Source organism: Rufibacter psychrotolerans (genome assembly GCF_016924645.1).
Classification (GTDB): Bacteria; Bacteroidota; Bacteroidia; order Cytophagales; family Hymenobacteraceae; genus Nibribacter; species Nibribacter psychrotolerans.
In genome coordinates this window covers 1-24,418 of record NZ_JAFFJV010000028.1, presented here as the reverse complement: position 1 = coordinate 24,418, position 24,418 = coordinate 1, and the positions used below count along the sequence as shown (strand labels likewise).

Genomic DNA, 24,418 nt, shown 5'->3' with positions numbered 1-24,418 from the left:
TCGGCCATTTGAAAGTTGGAAGAATTACTAACTTTAAATGGAATGAAAAAGACCCGCTTTACCGAATCTCAGATCATTAAAGCTCTCAAGGAGCATGAAGCTGGCCGCAGCGCCCAAGAGCTATGCCGGGAGCTAGGCATCAGTACAGCCTCGTTTTACAAGTGGCGCCAACGCTACTCCGGCCTGGAGGTGAAAGAACTTAAGAAGATGAAGGAGCTCGAGGAAGAGAATGCCCGACTCAAACGCATGTTCGCTGAGCTCTCCCTGGTGCACCACGCCTTAAAGGATACCGTTGAAAAAAAGCTCTAGGGCCTGATGAAAAGAAAGCTTTGGTGGGGTTTATGGTCGAGGAGCATGGGGTTAGCCATCGTCAGGCCTGTCTGGCAGTCGCACTGCCCAGGAGTACTTATCAATATCAAGCTAAAGAACGGGATGACAGTCAGCTCATCCAGGAATTGCAGCAGCTGGTAGAAAAGCATCCCTCCATTGGTTTCTGGTCCTGCTTTTACCGGATACGCCGCATGGGTTACCATTACAATCATAAAAGGGTTTACCGGGTCTACACCGCTCTGCAGCTCAATATCCGCAGGAGGCTAAAGAAGCGGCTGCCAGCCCGGGTGAAGCAGGCCTTGTTCCAGCCCGAGCGGATTAACCAGGTCTGGTCAGTAGACTTTATGAGCGATAGCTTGTGGGATGGGCGTAAGTTCAGGCTCTTAAACATTGTCGATGACTACAACCGCGAAATCCTCTCCATGGAAGCGGATTTATCCATACCAGCACTGCGGCTGATCCGGGTGTTGGAATACCTAAAAGAGTTCAGAGGCCTGCCCGAGATGATCCGGGTAGATAACGGACCAGAGTTTATCAGTCAGAAACTCGAAGCCTGGTGCAAAGAAAACAAGATCCAACTGATGTTTATTCAGCCGGGCAAACCCATGCAGAATGCCTATGTCGAACGCTGTAACGGCAGTATCCGAAGGGAGTTGCTCAACGCTTACGTGTTTAGAACCTTATCCGAAGTCCGCGAAAAAACCGAGGAATGGATGTTTGATTACAACCACCATCGGCCCCATCAGGCGTTGAATTTTAGAGCGCCGGTGGAATTATTGGAAGAAATTGTAAACTGAAAATTCTACTTTTGATTGGCTCAATTTTCAGGGGAGCTTACAAACTAATTTAGAAGTGTATTAACATCGACGTGCATTAGCCGTTCTGACTAAGAAGACCAATCCAACTTTTTTAGTTGAATAAAAAATAGGTAAAGGAGATGCTGCCAGGCGAGTTCATAAAATACAGTAGGGGAGAAGTGTTCAGGAAGTATAAGCAGCTACGCTATACAAAGGACAACGATTCATATTTCCTGTATCTGATTTATACCGCTGGAACCTGTGTTTACGTAGGGGAGACCAGCAATATCTTTTGGAGGATTGTCAAACATAAAAACAAGTGCAGTAAGGAGTCACTAATCTATCTTCAGGAGCATTCTAACAAGGAGACAGTTCTAATATTGGAGAAGCACCTGATCATGGTGCTTAAACCAAAGTTCAACAGCCGCTACTGCCAGGCTGCTCAATTGGAGCTTTTCTGATTATCCTGGAAGAATATCTATTTACTATTACGTTAATTAAACGACCGTTTAGAAAATGTTAAAGGTGTAGATTGAAACCAATCTACACCTTTAACATTTTGAAGATACTTGTAGAAAATTGTTTTATGAACTAGATGATCCGTGAAGGTTAATCATTTAGATTTTTCTTCAGTTCAGAAAGTGTATTGTTAGCCACTTCCACAAATGAACTTAGACGTTTTATTCTACTTTCTATTTCTGAGCGCGCTGCCTCGTCATGAACTGTATTATCTAGCAAGTCATTCTCTTTACTTAACTTTTCTATAACTTCTAAATCAAGTTCATCCTCCCTGTCTATCGCATCACTAAAGCTTGTCCAGGCTTTAGCTTTGGATATTTCATTTTTAGATGCCTTTGCTAAACAGTAGCGGATTAGATCTTTCGCTGTACTATCTAAGGCATCGGCAAGCTTTAGCCACTCGCTTACCTCAGGGTCTTGTTCGTGTTCATATAAGTCCTCTCTGTGTGAACGAAAATACCTTGGTGTATCGTCTTCAGGATCAAGGTTCTTAAGTGATCGAAGAATGGGAGTGATATCAAAGAAGATCTCTGATCTACCTGAAAAGTCATTACGGTGCTGCCAGAGCTTCAGAATAGCATCGCAGCATACTCTAAGCTTCTCAGTTTGCTTCTCAGGATCTTCAACTTCCGCATCTTTAATTAATTCGGCAATATAATGTGCCATCCACCGACCTAATGTGTCCACTGAATCATTAAGATCGAGTTCCTCAACTATTTTCTTCCCTAGTTGTAGAACGGATTCAGAGCGTATAGATGTGGCCATCGTTTTTTAGAATAAAAAGTTTTGTGTAAGGGAGTAAGTATCCAAGTCCATCATCCTGTCTCGAACTATAGCGCAAATACTTTTTTCTACGGTCTATGGTAACTTTGATAATAAGGTCATAATTAAGTGTTTTTAGCATTGCGGCCATGGAGGATTGGGATACCTGGAGTCGTTGACCTCTATGTCCTCCGTCATCTTCCTCCATTTTACTCCACGCTTGTGACCATATCATTGTGGCACCTGAGGGATCGTTTTGCTTCCTCCATTCCCGTTCTTCCGGGTCACTTTCCATCTTGAGACGGTCCACTATCCATTCTGCTGGTGCGAGAGACGGAAAATTTATCTCACCTGACCAGGGATCATGTTGGTCTATGCCGCTCTCTTGGTTTCTATCCAAAACCCATCCTTTTAATTTAAAATCTTCGGTTTCTATCTGAAGGTGGTCTTCCGCATCAGGGATAGAGTAGTCATGAGGACTTTCAGCGGTTTGCAAAGCCCTCATCAAAGCCTCGGAGTTTTGAGGGGTAACCATGGCACTCCTGATGCTCACATCCTCTTTTAGAGTGTCCCAAGTGGAAGTCCAACCTCCCCATAGGGTAAGCCTATCGCTAGACTCCCCAAGGTATCGATTGAAATCTTCCTTGGTGACAGACCAACGCCATTCTTCTTCAGGGATCACGCATTGATTGACAGACAAATCTTGGGGAATGGGATCTCTTCTGTCCGATAGCCATTTACCGTCACTCCTTGTCAAACTATAATCTGCGAGCCAAGCCGAAAAAACACTTTCTACCTCATCCTCTTCTTTGATGAGAGGTAGGCTGCTGAGCAATCTTCCAGCCACCGTCATCATGGCATGGTACGAGAGGTAAAATTGCAGATCATCCGCTTTAGGGTATGACCCATGAGAGTGATAAGTTTCCCCGTCCTTGAAGTATCCTATCCTTCCTCGTTCATCTTTTTCCCAGCTATCATATCCGGCAAGTCCCCAGCCTTGAATGATCTGCTTGGCAACCTCTTGCTTTATATAGGCTTCAGATAATCCGAAGCATCTGCCTAAACCGGCGAACCAGTAAGGACCAAAATCTAAGTCAAAATAGAACTCAAAACCCCGAGGTATATCAGCGGAACTTAAATCTTGGACTTCAAAAACCTGATGGCCTGGGTCAGCGGCTCCTCCTGGAATCTTGGAAGTATTTACCTCCTGTAATTGAAGGACTATCTCTGGGTTGGCATCTATACCCCCATGCTGTATTACTTTAAGGGCGGATGATGCTGCAAAACCTCTTATCAGAACATGCTGATTTTCGCCCAATGCAACCCCTGAAAGAAAGTCCATATGTGGAATAAGACTTGTAGGGTTCTCAAGGGCTATCCGATCAAAGGCTATCATCAACCATTGGAGAGCATGAAACCGATAGAAGTAAAGCTTGGAATCCGAAAAAAGGCCTCTCTCACCAGCTATCGCAAATGAAGCCAGATGATTTAGAATACTGTTCTGTCCTAGTACAGCCAACCCTTTGACTACGTGTGCTGCCTCCCAACGCCGCTTAATCTCAGGTACACCCAGGCCTGCCCAGATGTAGCCAGCAACGGCAGCATCTATGTCCTTTGGTGGAGAGAGCTTGGTTGACCATGGGCCATCCCCGTCCTCCTTTCTAAGCATCGGTTCAAAGAGGCTTAGGCTGAAAGTTAGTGCTTCAAGGGCTTCATTGTTGTTTAACCTTAGGGCAATCAATCCTACAAGCGCAAAGAGACGCTCAGAACTGCCATACTCTCCCGACTCGCCTATTGCCGAAAGTACTATATCCACGATTTCACCTTCTGAAAGGCCGGTAAGCTGAGCGACTCTCCCAAATGGAAGTACTTCATAATTGCGAAGTCTGAAGACTTCATATTTGTTCCTACTGCAAACTTTTCTAAATAAATCAACGATTGCGGGTTTGATAGAAACTCTGGTCACCCAAGATGGGGGTAAATTATCAATTAGGTACCTAAAATCGTAGAGATCGAATTCGGGCAGATCAGTGACAGCCCTAATAAATAGAGCCTCATTCCCGGCCTTTATACGCTTAAGTGCTTCCTCAAGAAAGAATCTGATGTGATTATTGGGAACATGTTCCTTGATTTTCCTCAGGAATTCACCGATGTTGTTTGATGAGTTGAAATCTAAATTATCGAATTCCTGATCAAAAGGGCTTTTTTCACTTTCGTTCGCAGCATCCATTGCGATACCATAACCAAAGTCTTCGGGCCTACTAAGCCTTGGTTCTTGAGCATTGGTCGATTTATAAGCATCAGGTATGACTAGTTGTAAGCCATGCGAGTCAGTAACCTCTTTGTATTTCTTCCACTCCTTGATACTAGGTTCTAGCAGCACGAAGTATTCATGAAACTGGTTGAAGATCACTTTCTTTTCCTCCTTCGTAGTGGTTGCTTCCAAGGCCTTCTGAAACAACAGTACTTCATTCCATTTCGCTTGGAACCCAAACAAAGCAATTGCTACTTTGGGGGGCAATATCCTTCTTTCCAACAGGAAGTGTACGGCCGCTGGCAAAAGTCTCTGTGCATCCCCAAAGCCACGGTCACGCCAACGGCTGAGAATTGCAAAAGAAGAGGCTGGGCATAACCCCGCCATGGCCTGGACAGTGCCCCACCATTCCATATGCTTATCCCTAGCTACATACTGATACATCAACTCCGCTGCCCGGGCTAGCTTATAGGCTATTTCTGGTGAGGGGCTGATTGGGTTGGCGGCCTTGTCAGATAAGTCCAGTATGGCTGACCAACGCTGTAAGTTCTCTCCACCGATTCTGTTGGCTACTTCCAAGGCGGCATTGAAATAGCCATCTGCCTCGGGGATGCTAACAGCCAGCACGGCCCTACACAGATTAGTGCATCTACTGATTTTCTCTTCCGCGTCCATGCTTTCCCCTTGGATGTAAGAAAAGGCTTCGGTTGCGAAACCGAGAGACAGGGACTCTAACCCATTTTGGCGGGCAGCTATTCTTGATAGTCTAGTCAGGGTAATGGCTGAAACAGGTTTCTTCATTGACTCCAGCCAAGTAATGTAATCAATAATTCCCTGACTTATCTCGCCACCTATAGTGATAAGAATCTTGAACCAAAGAAATGATATCTCATCTACTGTTTGGGCATCCACTCCATAGTATGGTTTTGATGCCTTGTCCGAAGCTTTTTTTGTTTCGGAAATAATAGTGCCTAATTGTTCATTGGGTATCAAGCCCAAAAGGGCTTTTGCCCATTGTATATGCCAAGGCAGCAGAGCGCCTACGATTTCCTTGAACTCCCGGCTGTCTTGTGAAGCACTGTAGCTGTCCTTTGACAATTCCTCTCGGATCTCTGGGTGTGCCAGATCTTCTAATTCAAGGGAAGTGTTTGCGAGTGCAGCATGTAGGGAATACGCATGTAGCAGGGGAAACCTTGATTGTCCAAATCTAGAGCCCAGCCATCTTGGAGGTGTTTCAGGTAGATATCTTTTAAGAATTGTTGCCAGTTCCTCATTCGTCAAGGAGGAATGTACAATACCAGCTTCAACCATAGTTGTGACTGCCCTAAGAACCGTATGATCATGGCTCATTGATTCTCTTTCTGATAATAGAACGCGAGAACTGAGAAGCAGTCGGAGGGTACGGTCTACGACTGGTTTAGGCGGGTTCTTATTAACCTCACGTAGCTCTATTGTAATGCCAAGTATTGAACAAATATTGTTGGCAGCTTCGGTTGCTAGTTGGTCTAACTCATCATATCGGCTATTGTCTATAAAACGCCTCGCTAGCTTTTGGCTGCAACGGAAAACCACTTCCCGTGGTTTCCATCCCCGAAGTTCGGAAAAGCATGCCTCTGCTCCATGGATGTTGAAATGGGCTGTTGCCATCTCAACAATATCTTCATCATCAAATTTTTCTTTTTGCCGTAGCTCGTCAGGTAACCTACTCCAGTTCCTAACCCATTCATGCGCCATCCTAAGATGGCTTCGTGCGTCGCCAAGTAATTCCATTCTCCCGGACAATATTCCCGCATTAAAGGCGTGGTGAGAGCCAGTCCACCCAGAACTAAATATCCTTCTGGATACGAGTTCTTGAATACGGTCTGTCTCTAGAAAAATGGAGGCCAAATCAGTATTTTCCTGAAGCAGGTTTTTCTGTCTCGCGTCCCCTGCTGTTTCGCCGCCTGCCTTGTAGGCTAGCTTTGCTGCATCAGTGTATTTCTTGGCACGAAGGCTAGCTATCAAGGCAAATTGTAAGCGCTGTAATTCCACATCTCGCCTCACTAATGGATTTCCTTCTGGTAAATCAGAAGAGGATAATGCCAAATTTACCAGCTCAGAAAGCTGGTTCGCCTCTAGCATCAATTGGGGAAGCGAGGAGGCAACATAGGCGTTCTTGGCCGCAAGCGGTCTTATGGCTTCAATCAACTCAGCAACCTTTCTTCTATCTGGTTTAAACCTTTCCCTGAACCACGTCTCCGCTGGCTCGTCATAGAATTGGATTGTGTCACCTAACAAGAGGAGGGGGCGACCTATGTCTGTAGCAAAGCTTCTGATCGCACCTTCGTCCACGCCTGAGATCTGGGCCAGTACAGGTATTGGTACTAGCGGCCTTAATATTGCCAATCCTGAGCAAATCAGGTCGATTTGGTTCCGTTCGGTAGGGCCGTTCCTGTCGCGCAACTCGGCCACAGCATTTTCTAACAGGCTCGCTATTGTGTCCTCTACAGTAGTGGGGTTTGGGCCTAATGACTTCAGGATATCCTGCAATGGCAAACCCCTGGATAAAGCCGTTGCCATAACACGGGGGTTATGTGAACTTAACCTGTGGAACTCGTCCACATCGTGATCTGTCGCATCCGCAAAAGAGCTCCTGAGCAGACGGGATGTCTCTTCTCTATTAAATGGTCGTAATTCGAGGTGAAGTGCATTATAGGGAGGATCCAAGAGAGACTGCCTGTGGGTCCTGCAAAGCATCACAATTCGTACGTCATCAGGCATGTTTGCTCTTAACAAGTCCCGCGCAAACGAACGAGCTTCGCCTAGCTCTTCAGCAGCCATTTGGGCGTTATCCGCTGCGTCGATAACAATACATAGTAATGCGTTTGGATGCTTAGCCTTTATTATACTTACTGCTTGATTAAGTCTGTAAAGGAAAGCCTTGAGATATGCTGGAGGATCTGCATTGGGGGTCGGAATGAGTGGGTGACATAATCCTATTCCTGCCAGTTCATTTGCTATTTGGACGAATGCGTCTTTATGGCGGTGCCGGTATGCAGTGGCACTCCTGTACTGTCCATCTCCAAAGCAGTCATAGGTTATGCTAACTGAGCCCTCCGGTAAGCCTAACTTGATCCTGTTTGCAATAACCGATTTGCCAACTCCGCCTGCTGCATGGACTAAAACGGGTATTCCGCTTGAATTGGTGATCTGTTCTACAATGGAGCTTTCCTGCTCCCGGGGAACAATCTCTCTAGGCTCCTTGATAAGGTTGGGTGCAGGAAACAATCGATCCTCATCGGTCTTCAGTGCCCTGAGAACATCCATCTTGGTGATTGAGGGATTACCAGCGCTCTCAGAAAGGGCTTTTTGTGTTACTAATTCCTTAAGTTGGATAGGAGCGTCTACATCGGCGTCAGGTAGGTATCCGCTTATGTCTTGCGCTAGAATACTTCTCTGTGCAAGATAGCCGTCATGATTGCCATCCAGCCGTAGAAGCTTGCAGAAAGAGGATAATTCTGATCCGGTTAAGCCAGTGAATAGCTCTAGCTTCTCCATGTCCTTTTTGTGGCGTGGGGTAGCGGAACTGGCAGCGTCACTGATGGTTTCTAGGAAATTGGAAATAATAGGGCGGTTTGAGACAAACCAGAATTCCAATCTGCCGGTCAAATCAGCCCCACCTAAGGTGGTTTTAATTGCTTTATATCGGTCAGAAAACCCTTCTATTGTTTTTTTCAATCCGCTTGGCTGCCAAGGCTCATCAGGGGTTTGGGTAGAGTGTTTGAGCTGGATGTACTTAATGAGAGTTGCCGTTTCAATGTTCTCACTCCCATAGTACTCACCAACGTCAATTAGTTCTTCCCCTTCCTCAAGAGGTGTTTCAGAGGCAGAAGGCCCTTCTATGGAGATAGCGACAAGTCCAGATGAGGGTGAAAGGAGCTGGAGGCAACGGCGGGATGCCCAGAGATAATGGAATTGATCTCCATCACGGCTAAAACGCACTAAATCACTATTGCTCATCTAGAGTATTCTGTTATTGTAAAATAGGTATTTGATGTTTTTAGAAATAGTCTAATTGCTGGATACCCTATTGGGTTAAGTAGGGATATGATTAGAACTATCTTCGTAAGCTTGAAGCTGTTGTGAAATGCTTTCTAGGGTTGTTATAATCATTTCCGCCTCTGGCAGGCTACCATATACCAAAGAGCGGAAGTCTTGCTGATAGGTTGCTGCAAGAGAATCCCAAGTGCTTCGTACATCAGAGAACAGTAGGCATGTGTTCAAGGGCTGTGTTGCCCATTCTCCCTGAAACTCACTGTTACGGGCATCATCTGCCTGCACCAAACGAACCATTTCAAAAAAACCTTCACTGTATAGAAAAGAATTCACTTCAGGCTTCTTTGTTAGTGCGTGAAGGTCATACGCATGACGGATTTTGTTGCGCAATTCACCGATCGGATCATCATTGTAACAAGATCTGACAAGAGCCAATACTTTCTCGGTGAAGGTTCTCTCTAGACTTACCACGTTCACTTCAAAGGGTTCTAAGCCATGTTGTTGGATCATCTCCAGCAGATCTTGCTGCACCAAAAATTGACTGATGTAAGTGCTTATGGACATACGCTGGTATGGATGTGGGCTGGCGAAGGAGTTAATCTCCACCAAGATCCTACTGATGGCTTGTCCATAATCCCCTTGTCCATCTGCCCCGTAATCGTGTAATGTTTTCCGGAAGCGAGACCCCTTGCTGGTGATAGCAGCATCCTCTATCTCCACTAAGTCTTGAGTGATTTCCTTGGAGATTTTTCCGATTAATCGTTTGATTTGGTTACCGCTCATTCCCTCATGGACATTGATGGCCAAGTCTATATCTTCGGAGAAACGTTCAATTATGTGATAGGCCTTTGATAGGGAAGTTCCGCCCTTAAATATTGCTTGTTCTACGAAAGGAGAGTGTGCTAACCTGTAAAGCACCAGTGTGACCCAATAGTCCTTCTCCACGAATACCTCCCTGATTTGCAGGGCTTCTGCCGTAGCTGCTATGGCGTCCTGGAATATGCTAGTATTTAGATGTAGTCTCATATAATGTTCCAAGCCTTCTTATTAGGAAGCATCTTTTCCGGGATATTTATTTTATAGCGGGAGAGGGGGTTAAGGGATTGCCGCAGTTTATACGCCTTATCTATGTACCCAATCTGTTCTATTAAAGCTCCCAGCAATGCCCTGGTAGCCGGATTATAATTTAACGCCAGTTGAGCCAAAGACTCTATGTCCTCGTTCTTTAGGTTTTTGATATACCTGGTCAGGATATCAAAAACCTTCCTATTATTTCGGTCAGGAATTTTTTTGAAGTCGCGTAGGACATCCAGCAACTGTAGCTTGTCTATGTCAGATTCTTGAAAGTCCATTGGGCTCTGTACATAGCGAATCTTGGTTTTGCCAATGCTAGAGATCCGGCGCTGTTTTCGGGTTACTAGGGTTATCTCTTGGGGAATCTGTGTTGTTAGCCCCAACTGATTGTAAAGAGCTATACCGCTTTGGTAACCTCTCAACTTATTGCCTGAGGAACTCAAATTTCTGATAATCTCCTGCTCTGAAGGTTTCACTTTTCCAAAAACAGTCTGTTTTGGTTTGTAGTAGCGACCTTTTGCTAATCTTTCAATCACTCCCTTACGGGACAGGCGACTGAGTGCCGCCGCTAAAGCAGGGAACTGGCCTTCTTCTACCTGGAAGTCTGCGTAGGTCAACAACTGGCCAGGGGGGGCTTGCTCGATCCTCTGTATGGCTTGCTGCATTACACTCATAGTTCACTTTCTCTTCTATATCAAAAGTAGTATACGTTCTTAGGCATGTCAAGTTTTTTTGTTATAAAACTTGACATGCCTAAGTTTAATTCCAATATTAAGCTGTTTTAAAAATGTTGTACTGTTGTTTTCTTGCTGATAGATTCAGCATATTGTTGAACCAAGAGGAGAGGTAGTAAATTCTACTTGTGCTTAGTTGTGTAAGTTCGATTGATGCGATATGACGAAGCCAAAGGGTGTACTCATGTGTACTTTACATAACATGGGTTATAGGCTGAATGGCTCTTACTCAGCTTTACATAAGAACCGTTATTAGCTTTTCAAGTTTGACATGGCAACTGCCAATAGGCTTAAAAAGATAACATTGATTCAATATCATGATTGCTTCAAAATACTAGAATAGATGCATCGACTCTTTATGCGGAATTGTTGTATATAGCATTAAGGCAGCGTATTATGAAGTAAAGTTTAAAAAGCCATGGATAAGAACATGGCAATCGAATGGATGGAGCGTCTGCTTGAGGCAAAGCCTAAAACGCTGTACAGGGGCCAGAACCAGATTTATAAAAATGTTTACCCCTCCATGTTTCGCCAATCAGAAAAAAGGAAGGATGCAATATTGGGCATATGCCTAGATATAGCCGCGGCATCACCGGGTACGCCCTCAAAAGGCTTGATGAAGTAGCCCTGGTTCAGCATTACCTGGAGGTCTCCCCGATGCTTGACTTGACGGGAACACCGGAGGTGGCACTTTACTTTGCTCTGCTCGGTTCCGAGGGCAGGGTTGGGCCACAGGTAATCTACGCCTTCGACCCGGAGGACCTTAGAGGGAGGGGCCTTGAGGTAACTGACCATAATTTCCTGCTTCTGCCATTAGGGGAGGGCGGACATAAATGCCGCTGGGTAAAACAGGACGGGTATGGGGTTTGCAGGCCAGACCTTAGCCAATTTGACCTTTTGGATTTCCCGCATGAGGAGTTCCATTTTTTGGCAGACTCTACAGACAGGGCTGCCGTAAAATGCCTGGGCGATTTACTCAAAATAGATGATGATTCCGTTGTCTTGCAGGTGTTCAGTTTCTTCCATCTGCTCGCCAACGAATTGGGGTACTCAGGGATACTTTCCGGGGAGCTGCATAGATACGGCATTCTTCACCCCAAAGAAAGAATTAAAATTGAGCTCAACGCCCTTAAGGAACTGGCCGTTAAGTATAGGCTCCATGAGCAGGAGGCGGAGATCGCCAACCTCATAGGAATCAATGAGCAGGGGCCTGGGAAACATCATGTGATGTAGCCCTGGATAAGATAATAAGTGATATGCAGTACTATCACAAAATACGATAGTTTAGCTGACAGCCATTTGCACTCACATCTTGGCTTCTTTGATAAGGGTGATCTACGCCCAACCACATATCTTCAAAAGGTCAACATTGATTAAAGTACATAGAACTTACCATTCCCAGTTTGGCAAATCGCAAATATCCTCCTCTTAGTTTGCCGTTCAGGATCTCTCTGTCCCCCGATCTTTAAACCTTAGGTAGGGGTAATAGCCCGCAATCAAGACAAATAAGACGGAAAGGGCTGCTTTCCACACGCCAAGTAATGGGTTTCTGACAGTCCATAGCAAAACTGCCAGGCAACTGAAAGCCACACCGGTTACGACATCAGACATGTCCGTTCGGTGAAGCACATATGCCTTATTCATGCTATGCTTGATTTTACCGCGCAGGCAGACATAGGCCTTGTCACTCTCCAGAGGGATATGTCCCTCGAATTCCTCCCTGTACCGTTTGAGAATGGCCAGATCATCCTTCAGCTTGCTGCGGAATCTGCTCGACCTGAAGTTATACAAGGTGATAAAGGCGGTGGCGGAGGCGAGAAGTATCGAGATAATATCTTTTATATTAATAATTTTATAATTAATATTATTAAAATATAAATAAATTTGACAAAGTGGTTACCGCATCCTATATTCTCATGATTTTCTGAGTAAAGATGAGCCGCGGGTGAAAAGCATCTGAACTCGAATTAAATTTAAGTGGGGTAGGGAGTAGACCTGACATAATCTATTGCCGGATTTACATGGAAGAAGTAAGGCAAGGCGGGAACTCCGGTTAGAGGCAGGCAAACATGGGAAGAACCCGATCAATACTGTTTGTTGGCCAAAGGCATCTGGGTTCATATTCCTCACTGTTTATTACTTACTTAGTCTTCATTATTTATCACTCAACCGCAACTGTTTTCTTATGACAACTTTACGCAAAGTGCACCAGTGGCTCCTCTCCGAGTCAGGTCCCAGGATGATCCAGGAGGCTTTGAGCCTCCATGGCGTGACCGAAAAGCCAGGAAAAGGAAATAACCCGACAATCATTGCCTGGGCAGATGAGGTAGGCGCGGACATCCGGCAGGTCTACCTCGCCGACGATATCCCATGGTGTGGCCTATTTATGGCCGTGGTGGCAAAGCGGGCGGGCAAGAAACTGGTCAAGGACCCATTGTGGGCCCTGAATTGGGGGACCTTCGGTAAGTTGTCGGAAGAGCCTATGCTCGGGGATGTCCTGGTCTTCGTCCGCAGGACGAAGGAAGGAAGGAAAGCCGGTCACGTGGGCCTTTACGTGGGCGAGGATGAAACCGCATACCATGTGCTGGGAGGCAATCAGGGGGACTGCGTCTGCGTTCAGGCTATCGCAAAGAACCGACTTTATGCCGCAAGGAGGCCACTCTACAAGCAGCAGCCCCCTAATATCCGGAGGATCACCCTTGGAGCACTTGGGAGCCTTTCAACGGATGAGAGTTAACGGTCCAATCGCACCAGGTGCAGCTTAAGCAAAACAGTACCGGTTTACGCTTATTTAGCCCAATGTCTTCCAATGGGTTAATGTTAGTACGGGGAAACAATGCTGCATTCCAAGGACGACTCATCAAGCATAGGACATAATAACTGCAAATACCGCTTGAAAGCGTTCATGTGATTGAATACGGAAAAGCTAAGAACGTGGAAGTAGTGAACGGACTCTCGGCACCCTTTCAGCATTGGCAGAGAAGGGGCCTCGCATTCACATAAGCTATCCGCACCACCGAACTAAGCTGCCGTGCTACGGCTACCCGTTTTGCAGTACTTACCGCTGGGGATGCTGCCGGTCCTCGGAGGCTTCCTCAGGGCTTTTCTCATGGGGCTTAACCGTTGAGCGGATCACCATCACCTTGTTCAGCACATCGAACCAGAACGGCGCCCCCAAGGTCGCGGCAAACGCCGTCAGCAGCCAACCGAGGAGGGGCGCGAAGAGATGGCCCCAAACATCGAACGTATCCGTGCCTATTCGGTAGCCCTGGTGCGGCGCTCCCCAACCTTTAGCCCAGCCGATTGGCAAGCCCAACGATTCCAGCTCGCTTCTTGCAGCGGCATACCCGCCTCCTGCGTCCTCTCCCTTGCCGGCAAAAGCCTCTGCCTTCTTCACTACAACAGCCCTTACCGAGTCGTTGCGGTAAAGGTAGTCGCCTATAGTGATGGTGTTGACATTCAAAGCCACCGCGGCGAAAAAGGCGATCCAGAAAATGACCCACTGGGTGGAGCGCTTGTACCAGCCTGATACCCGGTCCATGCCGCTATCGTACCAAGCCTCTATGTTGGCTTGCGCCCTGTTAAGGTCACCTTGTGCTGAGTCGATCGCTGTGAGCATCACCCGCTGAATGGAGGGGTTCTGGATATTGCTGATGTTAGCCCGGATGGTGTCAAGGGAGATCACGGGTGCGCCTGCAGCACTCGCTACATCAGTTGCCGGTCCGCGGGCGGCGATGTCCATCAAGGCGAGGGCGAAGTTCTTGGATGGTATGTACGAGGGAAGGTTCGAGCCACCTGTCCACGCTCCCGGCCTTTGGGTGGCGTGCCCAGGCTTGTATTCCGACGAGAAAAGGCTATAGATTAAAGGATGATTATAAAAGTTTTTAGCCAACCCCTGCGCACCCTTGTCGTGGAGCAGCTCACGGATTCCGTGCTCCAGAAACGCCGCCCGCGTCTTCAGCCAAGACTCTAAGCCCTCCCGGATCGCAGAGCAGATGATGCTCATGAGGATAAAAACGAAAAGGACACCAATGGCGACCTCAAGGATCTGTGAACCGAACATGTTGATCTCCTGGATTATGGTGAAAGAAGTATACTCTGTCTTGAAGAATGATTTAGAGGAAGGTTTGGCTGCCTATCAAGCGCCAAAGCTCCCTCGCCCGATTGCGGGTTAATCATGCCTGATTGAAAGGGCTATGAGTGTTGCTTTAATAAAAGTAGCCAGTCTGACTTATTTGAATCAGTATTTTCTTTACTTAAGCGGGCATACATTAACTATTGTTAGGCTTAGCCCTTGAGGAATTGAGCATCCCTGCCAAGCCACCTACCGCAGCTGAGCCGATTGCGATAAGCCCCTCTGAACTCGCACCTAACCAGAAGATAAACGAAACGGAAAGGCAAACTATAAAGCCTAAGAACCAAATCGCGGAACGGTATGTCCAGCGGTCTGCTTGTGAGGGATTGTTTTTGCGCAGTTCGTCAAGGAGTTGCTTTTTGTCTTTAGGGGTAAGCTTGGTGTCCTCAATAACCAATTTCATCAAGTCATGGGTTGTGCAAGGAACGTTCACTGATTCAGGAGAATGCATGGTGGTTTCCATCTTGAATTAAATTATTTATAAGATTTCATAATGCAATAGATCAATAAGAAGCCGAGGTTAACAGGACTATCAGGTAATTGAACCTGTCAACAACATGTGGAAGTACCTTTGGGATTAGCTTGAAAGGGTTATTTCATAATGTTATTAATAAAATATATAACAAAAAAGTTTATTATTTATAATAATATTATTATAATTACAACAATAGCATACAGCAAGTGAGAGATATGAAAGCTTTCATGGCTACTTATGCATAGGGTGGTACTTATATTGGACCATAGATAAGTAAGACATCACCCCTAAAAGCTCCCCACTAGCCTCTGGCTTTCTCTTGCGCCTGCCTTTTCCTCCGCTTCCTAGGACCTTCCCTTTGGCGTGGTAAACCTAGTGCCTCGGCCCTTGATATTGCCTTATGAATGATTTGCTAAAATCCTAAAGGACCGGAGATGAACAAACGCATCATCACCTGCAGCGACGGTACCTGGAACAAGTTCGGGAACTCCGACAGAGGTTGTCCTGTGAAAACCAACGTCGAAAAAATGTACAACAGCATTTGCGCTAAGGGCCCTGACGGGGTAAAGCAGTGCAAGATCTATGACGAAGGGGTAGGAACCGGCTACACCTGGCAGGACAGGCTTTTCGGTGGGCTTACGGGAGCAGGCATAGACATGAACATAAAGGATGTCTACACCTTCATCCTCTTGAACTACTCCCCGGGGGATGAGATCTTCCTGTTCGGGTTCAGCAGGGGTGCATACACTGCCAGGAGTATCGCCGGTTTGATAAGAAACTGCGGCATTCTCAAGGCGGAGTACATCAATCTGGTCGACAAAGCCTATGGGTTATACCGGGACAGAAATGAGTATACGCACCCTGATTCGGACCTGATGAAATCATTCAGGAGAAACTACTGCCAGGAGGATGTCACCCCCATCAAGTTCATAGGCGTTTGGGACACGGTAGGCAGTCTCGGGATACCGTTGCCCTGGTTCAAGCTCTACAACAAGAACAAGTACAAGTTCCATGACGTGACACTTGGCAAAACAATAGAGCATGCCTATCATGGCCTTGCTTTGGATGACAAGAGGGTACTTTTCACCCCCTCCATATGGGAACCTTGTTCTACAGTTAAAGCCGATCCAAAGCATCCACAGGTTCTGGAGCAGCGTTGGTTTGCCGGGGTGCACTCCAACGTGGGTGGTGGGTATGCCGACTGCGGGTTGAGCGATATAGCCCTTCGGTGGCTTATCGACAGGTCAAAAAAGCTGAACCTATGCTTCGATGAGGTACAACTGCAAGGGCTGGAGCAGAATCACCTTGGGGAACTCAGGAATTCCTACACATGGAAGTATTGGTTCTGGCCTCCAAAAATCCGGACAGTCACCCTTAAGGATGGCACGAATCAGGTGATAGACGAGAGTGTAAAACAAAGAATGGATGAGGATGGGGAGTACCGTCCAAAAAACCTGAAAATGCTGTGGCCGATCAAGGAGCGGAGAAAAGCACCTGATTCAGCGACAACCTTGCTAATGACCTTCATATCCTATGCTCTTGGAAGGATAGCTAGGCTTTTTTAAGCATGCTTTTGATAAAATGTAGTAGTTATTTGAAATCAATTAGGCAAAAAAAGCATAGGGGATCAAGGCCTACCTAATTATTTAGTCATTATACATCCAAGGCGGAGTTAGCCTGAACTATAACACAAACTAAAATAATATAAACCATTAAACATTATATCATGGCAAGCATGTTCATTGTTGGAAACACATTGGTTGATACGGATGAGTTTCTTGAGAAAAAACAGTTCGGTGGTATGGCTGATTTAGCCACATCCTTAAAAGATAAAAAAGAAAGGTCAATCGAGTTTTCATCAGGCAGTGTGAAATCTTCAGAAATTATAGAGAACTTCAATAAGATAGATAGAGAGAATTCAACCTTGAAAGAGCTCAACCCATATACACCTATAGGCTTGGGTAAACCTTTGACAATCGAGATTCTAACTGTATATACAGGTGACTATCCAAACGGGCTTTTTAAGGGAAAGAAAGACCTTCTGCTGGTGTCAGGTGTCAAGAGTTCTGTTACGTTTGACGCCGCATCCAGGGCAATCAACAAAATAGAGGAGAAGGCGAACGAAAGCACGTATATTGAGTTTTCCGCATTAGAAAGTGGGTCGAGAGTCGTGTATCATTCTCCGGCTGTTGATTCCCTTAATACAACTGTATCGTTTGAACTTGTGGCGGACACGTTCAAGCAGGAGGTGTTCGACCAGATTTCAAGATTGCTTAAGTCTGCAGCCGGTTTACCGGTCTTCCTGCCGGCGGCGAACTATCTCCTCGGGGGATCACACCTAATCAAACTGGCGGGTGACCTTGGAAACACCCTTTTTGCCAAGAAGGGGTACTTCAAGGACAGTTATGATGTCAAATTCAATAACGCAGGGGACTTGGACGCTGTCGCCAGGCAGGTTCTGATCGTCAATGACCAAGATATAAACCAATTTGCGGCTTACGAATCAAGATTGGTAGAGCAGGGTGGGGAGACCAAATTCCGACTGGTGCATAAGCAGACTGGGGCTATATACAGCGGCAATGCCCCATATCTTATCCTGAACCTTGACGGGCAGCGCCGTGAGGACCTGAAGTCCTTTACTCCAAAGCTGGCCTCTTCGGCTATCCTACAAAAGTTCTACGGTGATGATGACATGGGTGGAAAATTGACTTCTACCATTGAGCTAGCCATGCAACTATATAATGATATGAACTATAAAACAAAGGCTGAGAAGTTGAAAAAGGTGCTTGAGACTATAGCTGAAGGCTCCGACGAATACAACAAGAACCTAGCTCTTTATGAAGCATACAAGAACAATATCATGCATGATGACTTCAAAATCAAATGATGGATAAGCAACTAAAAAATATGGCTAGTGAAATTATCATAGTAACACTCTGGTGTTTATATAAGCCAAAGTAGATCCGGTGAATCAATGGCGCAATTGCAAGAATCATTAAATATGATTGGAACTGAATTTAAATTGAAGGTAAATGGTGTTTTCGAAGAAACTACGGCTGTGCTCCTTAACCAATTTTAAATTAGCTATGGATTGGAGTAGGATGGAATTTTTGGGTCTATACTTTTTAAACTTTAAATTATTATAAAATACAATTATTAAGTAATGTTTGATTCACCCGATGGGATATAAGCAACACATTATGCTTTTACTTTGTTTAGATAAAAAATAGATATTGTTAAAAAACGACTTAAATAATATTCTTGGCATTGTTAAATAAGTGGTTTAATCAATATAATTTAATCTATAAATTCTTTATTATTTAAGTATAAGATATTTTATAAGTATAAGATATATTTGTAATAATAAATTGATTTTTATTGTAATATTTATTTGCTACATTAAAATGAAAGGAGAAAATAAGCAAGAAGTAAGCTCCGCTAATATCAAGCATAATAATGAGCTGTATGAGAGGAATCGTATTATAATAAAACAGTATATCATGATAAAAAAAATTATTATAATATCTTCAATCCTATTTATAGTATTGTTTTTGATAGCGCTATTCTTTCCTACACTTGGGGGTGTCTTCCCCGAAACTGCTTCTACGGGCCTTTTAGGTTTATTTATTCTTTCAATTACATTTTTACTACTAATAAAGAATTTCAAGACTATTGGAAAAGGAAAGATAACCGATTTAAAAACTTTATTTGAAGTCCTTGCTATAATATTTGCAAGTGTATATTTTTTTATAGAAATTTTAGGAAATCTAGAAGTAACCTCTCTTGAATTAAATGCAAAAAGTAGCAGAGTAACATTTAATGAAGCTGACTATTTATCTGTATCTATAGATCTTAAGAAAGATGGGAAGACTTCTATGGATATTCATTACATTGAAGGTTATATATATAATGCGAAAACAGGTGAATTGAAAGATAGTATAAGTTTTAATACAAAGAGGTTTATATCTAATACATATGGTAAAGTTGACACTATTTATAGTAATTTAGATAATAACGCAAATAGTAAGTATACATTAGCAAGTAATGAAGCCACAACTTTTAGTGGATTTAAAGAAGTAGAATATGGGATTCCCTATAGGATAGAGGTTGTAGTAATAGGTAGGAGAACAAAATTTGCCCACAAAGTTAATCCCCAATTTAGAGCATCTTTAGTTTCTTTGCCTGTTAAATCCATTAGATCGGGAGAAAAGGCCCTGTAATATGTGGCTCACAAACACTGGTAATACTTAAATTTGCAACAAACTTTGTACAGTTCTATGTTAACTGCAATGTTTCCAAGGGGGCGCCTTCTATCTTTTCTAGGAGTAAACTACGATTGGAATCGAGATTAGCTATGCCCCAGAATATGACCGTTTATCGAAGCTCATCGTTCCAATTTACTCCACATCGAGAGCTTATTGCTTTTAGGCTGTTTTCATATGCTCTCTTCTTCTGGCTTAATTCACTTATATGATTTGCTAGAACAGAAAGTACACGAGAATTCTTGTGATAGTAAGCTAGAAACAGATGGTTTGAAGCAGGAACTATTTTAAAGTAGAATACTTTGCTTTTGTAAAAGGCTTTTTAATCGACTACTTGGTTGCAGCCAAAATAGTATTAGTTTATAATAACCTATCATAGAAGCATCTTCTCTTGCTCTGACTATTTATAAGGATTGTTTTTTAGATATGATTCAATATGAATAATAACAGTTTAGGTTACGTAAATTAACAATTATAAGACTCGATTGTATCTAAACAAAGCTCCTAATTAAATCTAAACTTTAAAAGATTCTGATACTATTATAAATGGAGCACACTATTATATAATATTGTAAGATAAATCCTGATTTTATTTTGGATACGACCTAAATATTAACTATATTCAAATCAGAAAAGGCATAGGACCGTTTTCTGATAATTTGAGAACGCAGCTTGTAAGGAGATTATCCTTTGGGATAATTAGTTTGTTTTCACCCTTTTGTATAGTTACCTTAGGACAGGTATAACTTTAAAAGGTAACCTGAAAATAACATACCCTCGCTGAAACAGGCTATTTTATGTTCAAACCCAAAGATATTAGCTACTTTGGGTTTTTTTTTATGGTGATATTTATTCAGTTTTCACTTACAGATACTCGAGCTTTCAAAGGAAACGCTCCCGAACTGCTATTGTCTCCGTCTTGGCCTTTACCAACACCAAATAAAGAATTTGTACGAGCATCAGGACAAATCTCAGAAAGAGTTAATAAAGGTTTAAATAACTGGATAGGAGAAAATTTTATTTGTAAAATACGGAGAGGGATCAAATTTAACCAGCCAGTTAAAATCAATGATCCTGTTATCAATTTTAGGGTTGTTGACAAGCATCAGTTTTCTTCAGAGAGGTTTGTAATTACTAAATATGAATTTGTCTTTGCAAGTAAGAATTTAAGTCATATAAAGATCGATTGGAGTCTTCTTCAGAAGATAATACATGAGATTATAAACATACCTGTATCTATAAAAACAACTACATATCAGTATATAACACTACCATTAAAGTCTATAAAAAAACCTTTAAAGGAGTTTTATATTCTAAATTCTACCAAACATGGAAGTTTTGACTTAGATCTTCAACTACAAAACATTTATGATTGCACCCCTCAAATTTATGTTCTGTTAGATAGAAACGAATCTTTTGCTTATACCGGAAAGAAGTACATCTCTTTTAATGATAATAAGACTTATAGTTTCAATCTTTATTCCGGATGGCGGAAATTTAATAACATGCCAACTAGGTTATGGATTCATACCCGAAATGACTACCAACCAGAAATTGGCATAGATCGAAAATTAAGGATTAGCATTTTACGATTACATACTGAATTTGAGGCTTTAAAACATGTATTAAAAGCAATTTCATCCGACAAAATAAAAGTAACTTCCTTAACTCCAGCATCAGATTTCCTGCAACGCTATTTGGATAATGCTATCAATACTCTTTTAAAAGATGAGAAAAAGGTAACTGCTCAAGGTGAAACAGATTTCATTGATGACATAAAGACGATATTTTTTGATTTTCAGCCAGGTGAATTTGAAATTATAAAAGAAAAAATACTGTCCTTTAACTTCCGACCTCAGATACAAGCGAAAACAATCAACTATATAGAAAAGCTAGAAATAATGAATGACAAATATGAAAACAATGGTCAGGTAGGAGCCATGGGGCCTAATGCCAAAGCCGAGAATAATACCTTTAATCAGGTTCAGTATAAAATTCCGGCTAATCTTGATTTTGATTTGTTAGTGACGCAGCTTTCCCAGCTTAAAAGTGAAATGAAAGTTAAGGCAGACACACCCGAAGAGCTTGCCGTTGTACAACAGGTGGCACTGGCTGAAAAAGAAGCTCAAAGCAAGAATGCTAATGGTGTAATTAAGTATTTGAAAGCTGGTGGCCAATGGGTAATAGAAACAGCCACTAAAATTGGTGTTACGGTAGTTAGCGAGTTGCTAAAGCAAAATTTAAGCATTGGATAGCAATATTTATTTACCAGTCAAAGTTTTACACGACCAGAAGAAAGATGGAACAGGGGCAACAGTGTTGCCAACAAAATGTGCTTATCGGCCTAGCAGTCCCGCCTACTCCCGGGAACCGTCCTTCTGCCAGTTCCCGAACTGCACCCTCATCCGGGCGATGAACTCCTCGGGTCGGATGGTCAGGGCGGCACTGACCTTGAAGAGGGTCGCGATGGTGGGCACCCTTAGGCCCCGCTCCAGCAGGGAGATGTAGGTGCGATCCAGGCCGCAGCGGAAGGCTAGCTCTTCCTGAGATAATCCCTTTCCCTTCCTGAGCTCTTGCATGAGCGAGCCGAACGTTCTCTCCTCCATCTGTGACTATAGTATGCACAAAGGAGTCTAAATAAGCCGCGCCGCTCCACAGACTATAGTCTGAATTTTGTACCTTTAGGGGCTGCTGTTCCGGAGCGGATGCCAGTGGGCGGGGCAACCATCTCCAAACCCCTCAATGAAAGAAACATGATCATCTACCTGCAAGACATCGAGAAAGACGAAGAGATAAAGGCGGACCTGACGGTGGAGTACGCCTTCCCCGGACAGGACCTGTTTGTGGTCTTCTCCTCCAGTATCCACACCGGCAACTCTACCCTGAAAGAGTACCAGTGGCAGAAAGTGAGCCACCTGGCCGGGGGATGCTTCTCCTACGGAGGACGTAAGTATAGCGCCACCCTCGGGTTCTTCCTATCCGGCCAGCAGCTCATCCCTGTCTTGGTAGACGGAGCCTGCGCAGATGAAGACTATTCCGGCTTCGGCTTTGGAGTTGCCGAGCAGGCCTATGGACACTACCCCACCCAGCAGGCCCTTTTTCACTATCCCGTGATACCTTCCCTGCTGGATGAGGGAGAGAAGCCCTTGACTTTCCGGGAAGCGGCGGCAAAGGCGCTTACGGATCGGCGCGGGGAGGGGAACAAGGCCTATGACCTTACCCCGGCCCAAGGATTTCGGCTGGAGGCGTTAGTTGGTCACGCGGAGTTCAGCGCCTTCATGGAAAGGCAGCTAACCGAACCTCAAGTATCCTGAACCGGAACGCTTACCTCCCGCTCATATTTCGGCTGCCGGCGGGGTGCAATTGCACCCGGTCCGCAGCGCGGGACGTGGAGTTGGGTGTGATCTCACACCCGATAAAATGCTTATTTTTATTGTTATTATTGATTATCAAACGTTTATATAAAAACTATTGGTAAAATAGGTACCCAAAGTGGTGCAGATCTGTACCACTTTCGATTTTTGGAGAGGCAGTTGTTCCTCGAAACGGGTGCAATCCGCACGGATTGCACCTGCGAATCGGTGCAGTTCCGTACCATTCTGCCTTTCGGGGCCCGGATCCAGATACAAAGAAGAACTGGGTAAGGCAACCTACCGGCAACGGGCCCGTACTATACCCTCAAGCTGCTGCTTTGAGGCACTTGCCGCTATCCGCCTGCGCTCTGGGGTAACGCATCAAAGCAGACATAGGCCGCACATCCCCGAAAGGTGGTGTGCGGTTCTTTTTTATGTGCTTCTCGGAATTTTGGCCCCAGCTTTTACCTTTGTAACGTAACTTCTACGAACGTAGTAGCATTGTTACAGCAACGGAAATGACCCAGAGCAAGCCCATCGTCGTCTATTACCGCGTGTCCACCAAGAAGCAGGGGGAGTCCGGCCTGGGCCTGGAGGCGCAGCGCACCTACGTCCGGCACTTCTACCCGGGGGAGCCCCTGGCGGAGTTCACCGAGCACGTGAGCGGGAAGGAAGTCGCCAACCGGCCCCGGCTGCAGCAGGCCATGGCCCTCTGCAGAAAGCACAAGGCCACCCTCGTAGTGGCTAAGATTGACCGCCTGAGCCGCAACACCGAGCAGGCCCTGCGGATCTACGCCGAGCTGGAGGGACGCCTAGAAAGCTGCGATATCCCCAACCTGGACAAATTCACCCTCACCCTGTTCATGGCCATCGCCGACAGGGAGCGGGAGCTCATCAGCCTCCGTACCAAGGCGGCCCTGGACGAGAAGCTGAGGCAGCGGGGCGAGTGGCGCACGGCCTCGGAGCCGTTCAGGGAAGGGAAGGCTTCCCAGCTGGGGGTGACTGCCAACCGGGATAAGGCGCAAGCCAACGAGAACAACCGGCGGGCGGCGGCCCTGGTCAAGTCGCTAAGGGAAAGCACCCGGGAGAGCGGCACGCCCACCTGGCGGGAGATAGCCCAGGAACTGAACAAAGGGGGCTTCAGGACCAGCAGGGGCGGCAGCTTCCAGGCGATTCAGGCCCAACGGCTCTATTATAGGGATGTTGCTGAATAAAGAATACCTTCGCCGGATAAATGGATTTTTGACTCCGCACATAAGGCCAATAACTGGAGGTACTCCGTTTATTCAATAGTGTCAATATTGGCAAGACCAATGTTTGGCATATAGTAACTTCAAGATATTTTAGCCGAAAATTCTGGGGGTTGGTACCAATGGGAGTATAAGCGCCTTTGCAGTGTGACCTTTTCTAACATCGGGCCTTGCGGCCTAACCCGTATTGTGGTTCAGCTGCCCCATTTGGTTTGAAACTGGGCGCAAGAGGCCGAACAACAAACATTAGAAGATAAGATATTGTAACCAGAATAAATTTGGCAATAGATTATAGCAAAATAGAAGAATAAATGATCAAAGACATTATACAGCAAAACGACAACACCACCCCCAACAGCAGACAATTAGCTGTCCTTAAAGAGAATTTCCCGTCTTGTTTTAAATCCGATGGCTCTTTTGACATCGAACGTTTTAAAG

The 24,418-nt window shown here is 44.9% G+C and carries 18 protein-coding genes; 11 read left to right on the top strand and 7 right to left on the bottom strand.

The annotated features are described in order from the left end of the window. Positions 1-42 precede the first annotated feature (42 nt). Positions 43-1,127 (top strand): IS3 family transposase gene (locus tag JT718_RS20270; RefSeq protein ID WP_205504630.1). Its coding sequence is split into 2 segments (ribosomal slippage): positions 43-304 and positions 304-1,127, totalling 1,086 coding nucleotides; the frame shifts between segments, so codons are not numbered across the junction. A gap of 140 nt (positions 1,128-1,267) precedes the next feature. Next, positions 1,268-1,588 (top strand): GIY-YIG nuclease family protein, encoded by a 321-nt coding sequence (locus tag JT718_RS20810; RefSeq protein WP_205504629.1) that lies wholly within the window; start codon positions 1,268-1,270, stop codon positions 1,586-1,588. 148 nt (positions 1,589-1,736) lie between these two features. Here JT718_RS20810 and avs3b read toward each other — a convergent pair whose 3' ends face one another. The 4 genes from avs3b to JT718_RS20245 form a co-directional block, all read right to left on the bottom strand. Continuing rightward, positions 1,737-2,411: an AVAST type 3 anti-phage protein Avs3b gene (gene avs3b / locus JT718_RS20260; RefSeq protein ID WP_205504628.1), complete on the bottom strand. Its 675-nt coding sequence runs from the start codon at positions 2,409-2,411 to the stop codon at positions 1,737-1,739. Next, positions 2,389-8,661, bottom strand: a complete 6,273-nt coding sequence (locus tag JT718_RS20255; RefSeq protein WP_205504627.1) for a hypothetical protein — start codon at positions 8,659-8,661, stop codon at positions 2,389-2,391. Before JT718_RS20255 ends, avs3b begins: the two co-directional genes overlap by 23 nt. A gap of 75 nt (positions 8,662-8,736) precedes the next feature. Next, a complete protein-coding gene (locus tag JT718_RS20250; RefSeq protein WP_205504626.1) occupies positions 8,737-9,642 on the bottom strand; it encodes a nucleotidyl transferase AbiEii/AbiGii toxin family protein in 906 nt (301 codons plus the stop codon). A gap of 77 nt (positions 9,643-9,719) precedes the next feature. After that, positions 9,720-10,436 (bottom strand): type IV toxin-antitoxin system AbiEi family antitoxin domain-containing protein, encoded by a 717-nt coding sequence (locus JT718_RS20245; protein ID WP_205504625.1) that lies wholly within the window; start codon positions 10,434-10,436, stop codon positions 9,720-9,722. 636 nt (positions 10,437-11,072) lie between these two features. Between JT718_RS20245 and JT718_RS20240 the strand changes: the two genes are divergently transcribed. From JT718_RS20240 to JT718_RS20230, 3 genes are all read left to right on the top strand, one after another. Continuing rightward, entirely contained in the window at positions 11,073-11,738 is a 666-nt protein-coding gene (locus JT718_RS20240; RefSeq protein WP_205504624.1) for an FRG domain-containing protein, read from the top strand. Positions 11,739-12,152: 414 nt separating this feature from the next. Beyond that, positions 12,153-12,383 (top strand): hypothetical protein, encoded by a 231-nt coding sequence (locus tag JT718_RS20235; protein WP_205504623.1) that lies wholly within the window; start codon positions 12,153-12,155, stop codon positions 12,381-12,383. Between the two features lie 307 nt (positions 12,384-12,690). Further along, on the top strand, positions 12,691-13,242 hold the full coding sequence (locus JT718_RS20230) for a TIGR02594 family protein (RefSeq protein WP_205504622.1): 552 nt from the start codon (positions 12,691-12,693) through the stop codon (positions 13,240-13,242). 321 nt (positions 13,243-13,563) lie between these two features. Here JT718_RS20230 and JT718_RS20225 read toward each other — a convergent pair whose 3' ends face one another. Continuing rightward, the gene (locus tag JT718_RS20225; RefSeq protein ID WP_205504621.1) at positions 13,564-14,568 is read right to left on the bottom strand and encodes a hypothetical protein; all 1,005 of its coding nucleotides are present in this window, start codon (positions 14,566-14,568) and stop codon (positions 13,564-13,566) included. Positions 14,569-14,776: 208 nt separating this feature from the next. Further along, complete coding sequence (locus JT718_RS20220) at positions 14,777-15,103, bottom strand: hypothetical protein (RefSeq protein WP_205504620.1); 327 nt, start codon at positions 15,101-15,103, stop codon at positions 14,777-14,779. 446 nt (positions 15,104-15,549) lie between these two features. Between JT718_RS20220 and JT718_RS20215 the strand changes: the two genes are divergently transcribed. From JT718_RS20215 to JT718_RS20200, 4 genes are all read left to right on the top strand, one after another. Then, a complete protein-coding gene (locus JT718_RS20215) occupies positions 15,550-16,680 on the top strand; it encodes a T6SS phospholipase effector Tle1-like catalytic domain-containing protein (RefSeq protein ID WP_205504619.1) in 1,131 nt (376 codons plus the stop codon). 161 nt (positions 16,681-16,841) lie between these two features. Then, on the top strand, positions 16,842-18,002 hold the full coding sequence (locus tag JT718_RS20210) for a hypothetical protein (RefSeq protein WP_205504618.1): 1,161 nt from the start codon (positions 16,842-16,844) through the stop codon (positions 18,000-18,002). Positions 18,003-18,615: 613 nt separating this feature from the next. Further along, the gene (locus JT718_RS20205; protein ID WP_205504617.1) at positions 18,616-19,335 is read left to right on the top strand and encodes a hypothetical protein; all 720 of its coding nucleotides are present in this window, start codon (positions 18,616-18,618) and stop codon (positions 19,333-19,335) included. Positions 19,336-20,174: 839 nt separating this feature from the next. Next, positions 20,175-21,632: a hypothetical protein gene (locus JT718_RS20200; RefSeq protein WP_205504616.1), complete on the top strand. Its 1,458-nt coding sequence runs from the start codon at positions 20,175-20,177 to the stop codon at positions 21,630-21,632. Positions 21,633-21,734: 102 nt separating this feature from the next. Here the strand turns inward: JT718_RS20200 and JT718_RS20195 are convergent, their stop codons facing one another. Then, positions 21,735-21,983, bottom strand: a complete 249-nt coding sequence (locus tag JT718_RS20195; protein WP_205504615.1) for a helix-turn-helix domain-containing protein — start codon at positions 21,981-21,983, stop codon at positions 21,735-21,737. 147 nt (positions 21,984-22,130) lie between these two features. On the opposite strand from JT718_RS20195, the gene JT718_RS20190 reads away from it, so the two are divergent. Continuing rightward, entirely contained in the window at positions 22,131-22,691 is a 561-nt protein-coding gene (locus tag JT718_RS20190) for a hypothetical protein (protein WP_205504614.1), read from the top strand. A gap of 557 nt (positions 22,692-23,248) precedes the next feature. Then, positions 23,249-23,944: a recombinase family protein gene (locus JT718_RS20185; RefSeq protein ID WP_205504613.1), complete on the top strand. Its 696-nt coding sequence runs from the start codon at positions 23,249-23,251 to the stop codon at positions 23,942-23,944. The last annotated feature ends 474 nt before the right edge of the window (positions 23,945-24,418 follow it).

What these genes read in the sequence shown, in the direction of transcription:
- JT718_RS20230 (WP_205504622.1), top strand. Translation starts at nt 12,691, where the DNA reads ATGACAACTTTACGCAAAGTGCACCAGTGGCTCCTCTCCGAGTCAGGT.
- JT718_RS20195 (WP_205504615.1), bottom strand. Translation starts at nt 21,983, where the DNA reads ATGGAGGAGAGAACGTTCGGCTCGCTCATGCAAGAGCTCAGGAAGGGA.
- JT718_RS20220 (WP_205504620.1), bottom strand. Translation starts at nt 15,103, where the DNA reads ATGGAAACCACCATGCATTCTCCTGAATCAGTGAACGTTCCTTGCACA.
- JT718_RS20225 (WP_205504621.1), bottom strand. Translation starts at nt 14,568, where the DNA reads ATGTTCGGTTCACAGATCCTTGAGGTCGCCATTGGTGTCCTTTTCGTT.
- JT718_RS20190 (WP_205504614.1), top strand. Translation starts at nt 22,131, where the DNA reads ATGATCATCTACCTGCAAGACATCGAGAAAGACGAAGAGATAAAGGCG.
- JT718_RS20245 (WP_205504625.1), bottom strand. Translation starts at nt 10,436, where the DNA reads ATGCAGCAAGCCATACAGAGGATCGAGCAAGCCCCCCCTGGCCAGTTG.
- JT718_RS20205 (WP_205504617.1), top strand. Translation starts at nt 18,616, where the DNA reads ATGATAAAAAAAATTATTATAATATCTTCAATCCTATTTATAGTATTG.
- JT718_RS20185 (WP_205504613.1), top strand. Translation starts at nt 23,249, where the DNA reads ATGACCCAGAGCAAGCCCATCGTCGTCTATTACCGCGTGTCCACCAAG.
- JT718_RS20215 (WP_205504619.1), top strand. Translation starts at nt 15,550, where the DNA reads ATGAACAAACGCATCATCACCTGCAGCGACGGTACCTGGAACAAGTTC.
- JT718_RS20200 (WP_205504616.1), top strand. Translation starts at nt 20,175, where the DNA reads ATGTTCAAACCCAAAGATATTAGCTACTTTGGGTTTTTTTTTATGGTG.
- JT718_RS20240 (WP_205504624.1), top strand. Translation starts at nt 11,073, where the DNA reads ATGCCTAGATATAGCCGCGGCATCACCGGGTACGCCCTCAAAAGGCTT.
- JT718_RS20810 (WP_205504629.1), top strand. Translation starts at nt 1,268, where the DNA reads ATGCTGCCAGGCGAGTTCATAAAATACAGTAGGGGAGAAGTGTTCAGG.
- JT718_RS20210 (WP_205504618.1), top strand. Translation starts at nt 16,842, where the DNA reads ATGGCAAGCATGTTCATTGTTGGAAACACATTGGTTGATACGGATGAG.
- JT718_RS20235 (WP_205504623.1), top strand. Translation starts at nt 12,153, where the DNA reads ATGCTTGATTTTACCGCGCAGGCAGACATAGGCCTTGTCACTCTCCAG.
- avs3b (WP_205504628.1), bottom strand. Translation starts at nt 2,411, where the DNA reads ATGGCCACATCTATACGCTCTGAATCCGTTCTACAACTAGGGAAGAAA.
- JT718_RS20255 (WP_205504627.1), bottom strand. Translation starts at nt 8,661, where the DNA reads ATGAGCAATAGTGATTTAGTGCGTTTTAGCCGTGATGGAGATCAATTC.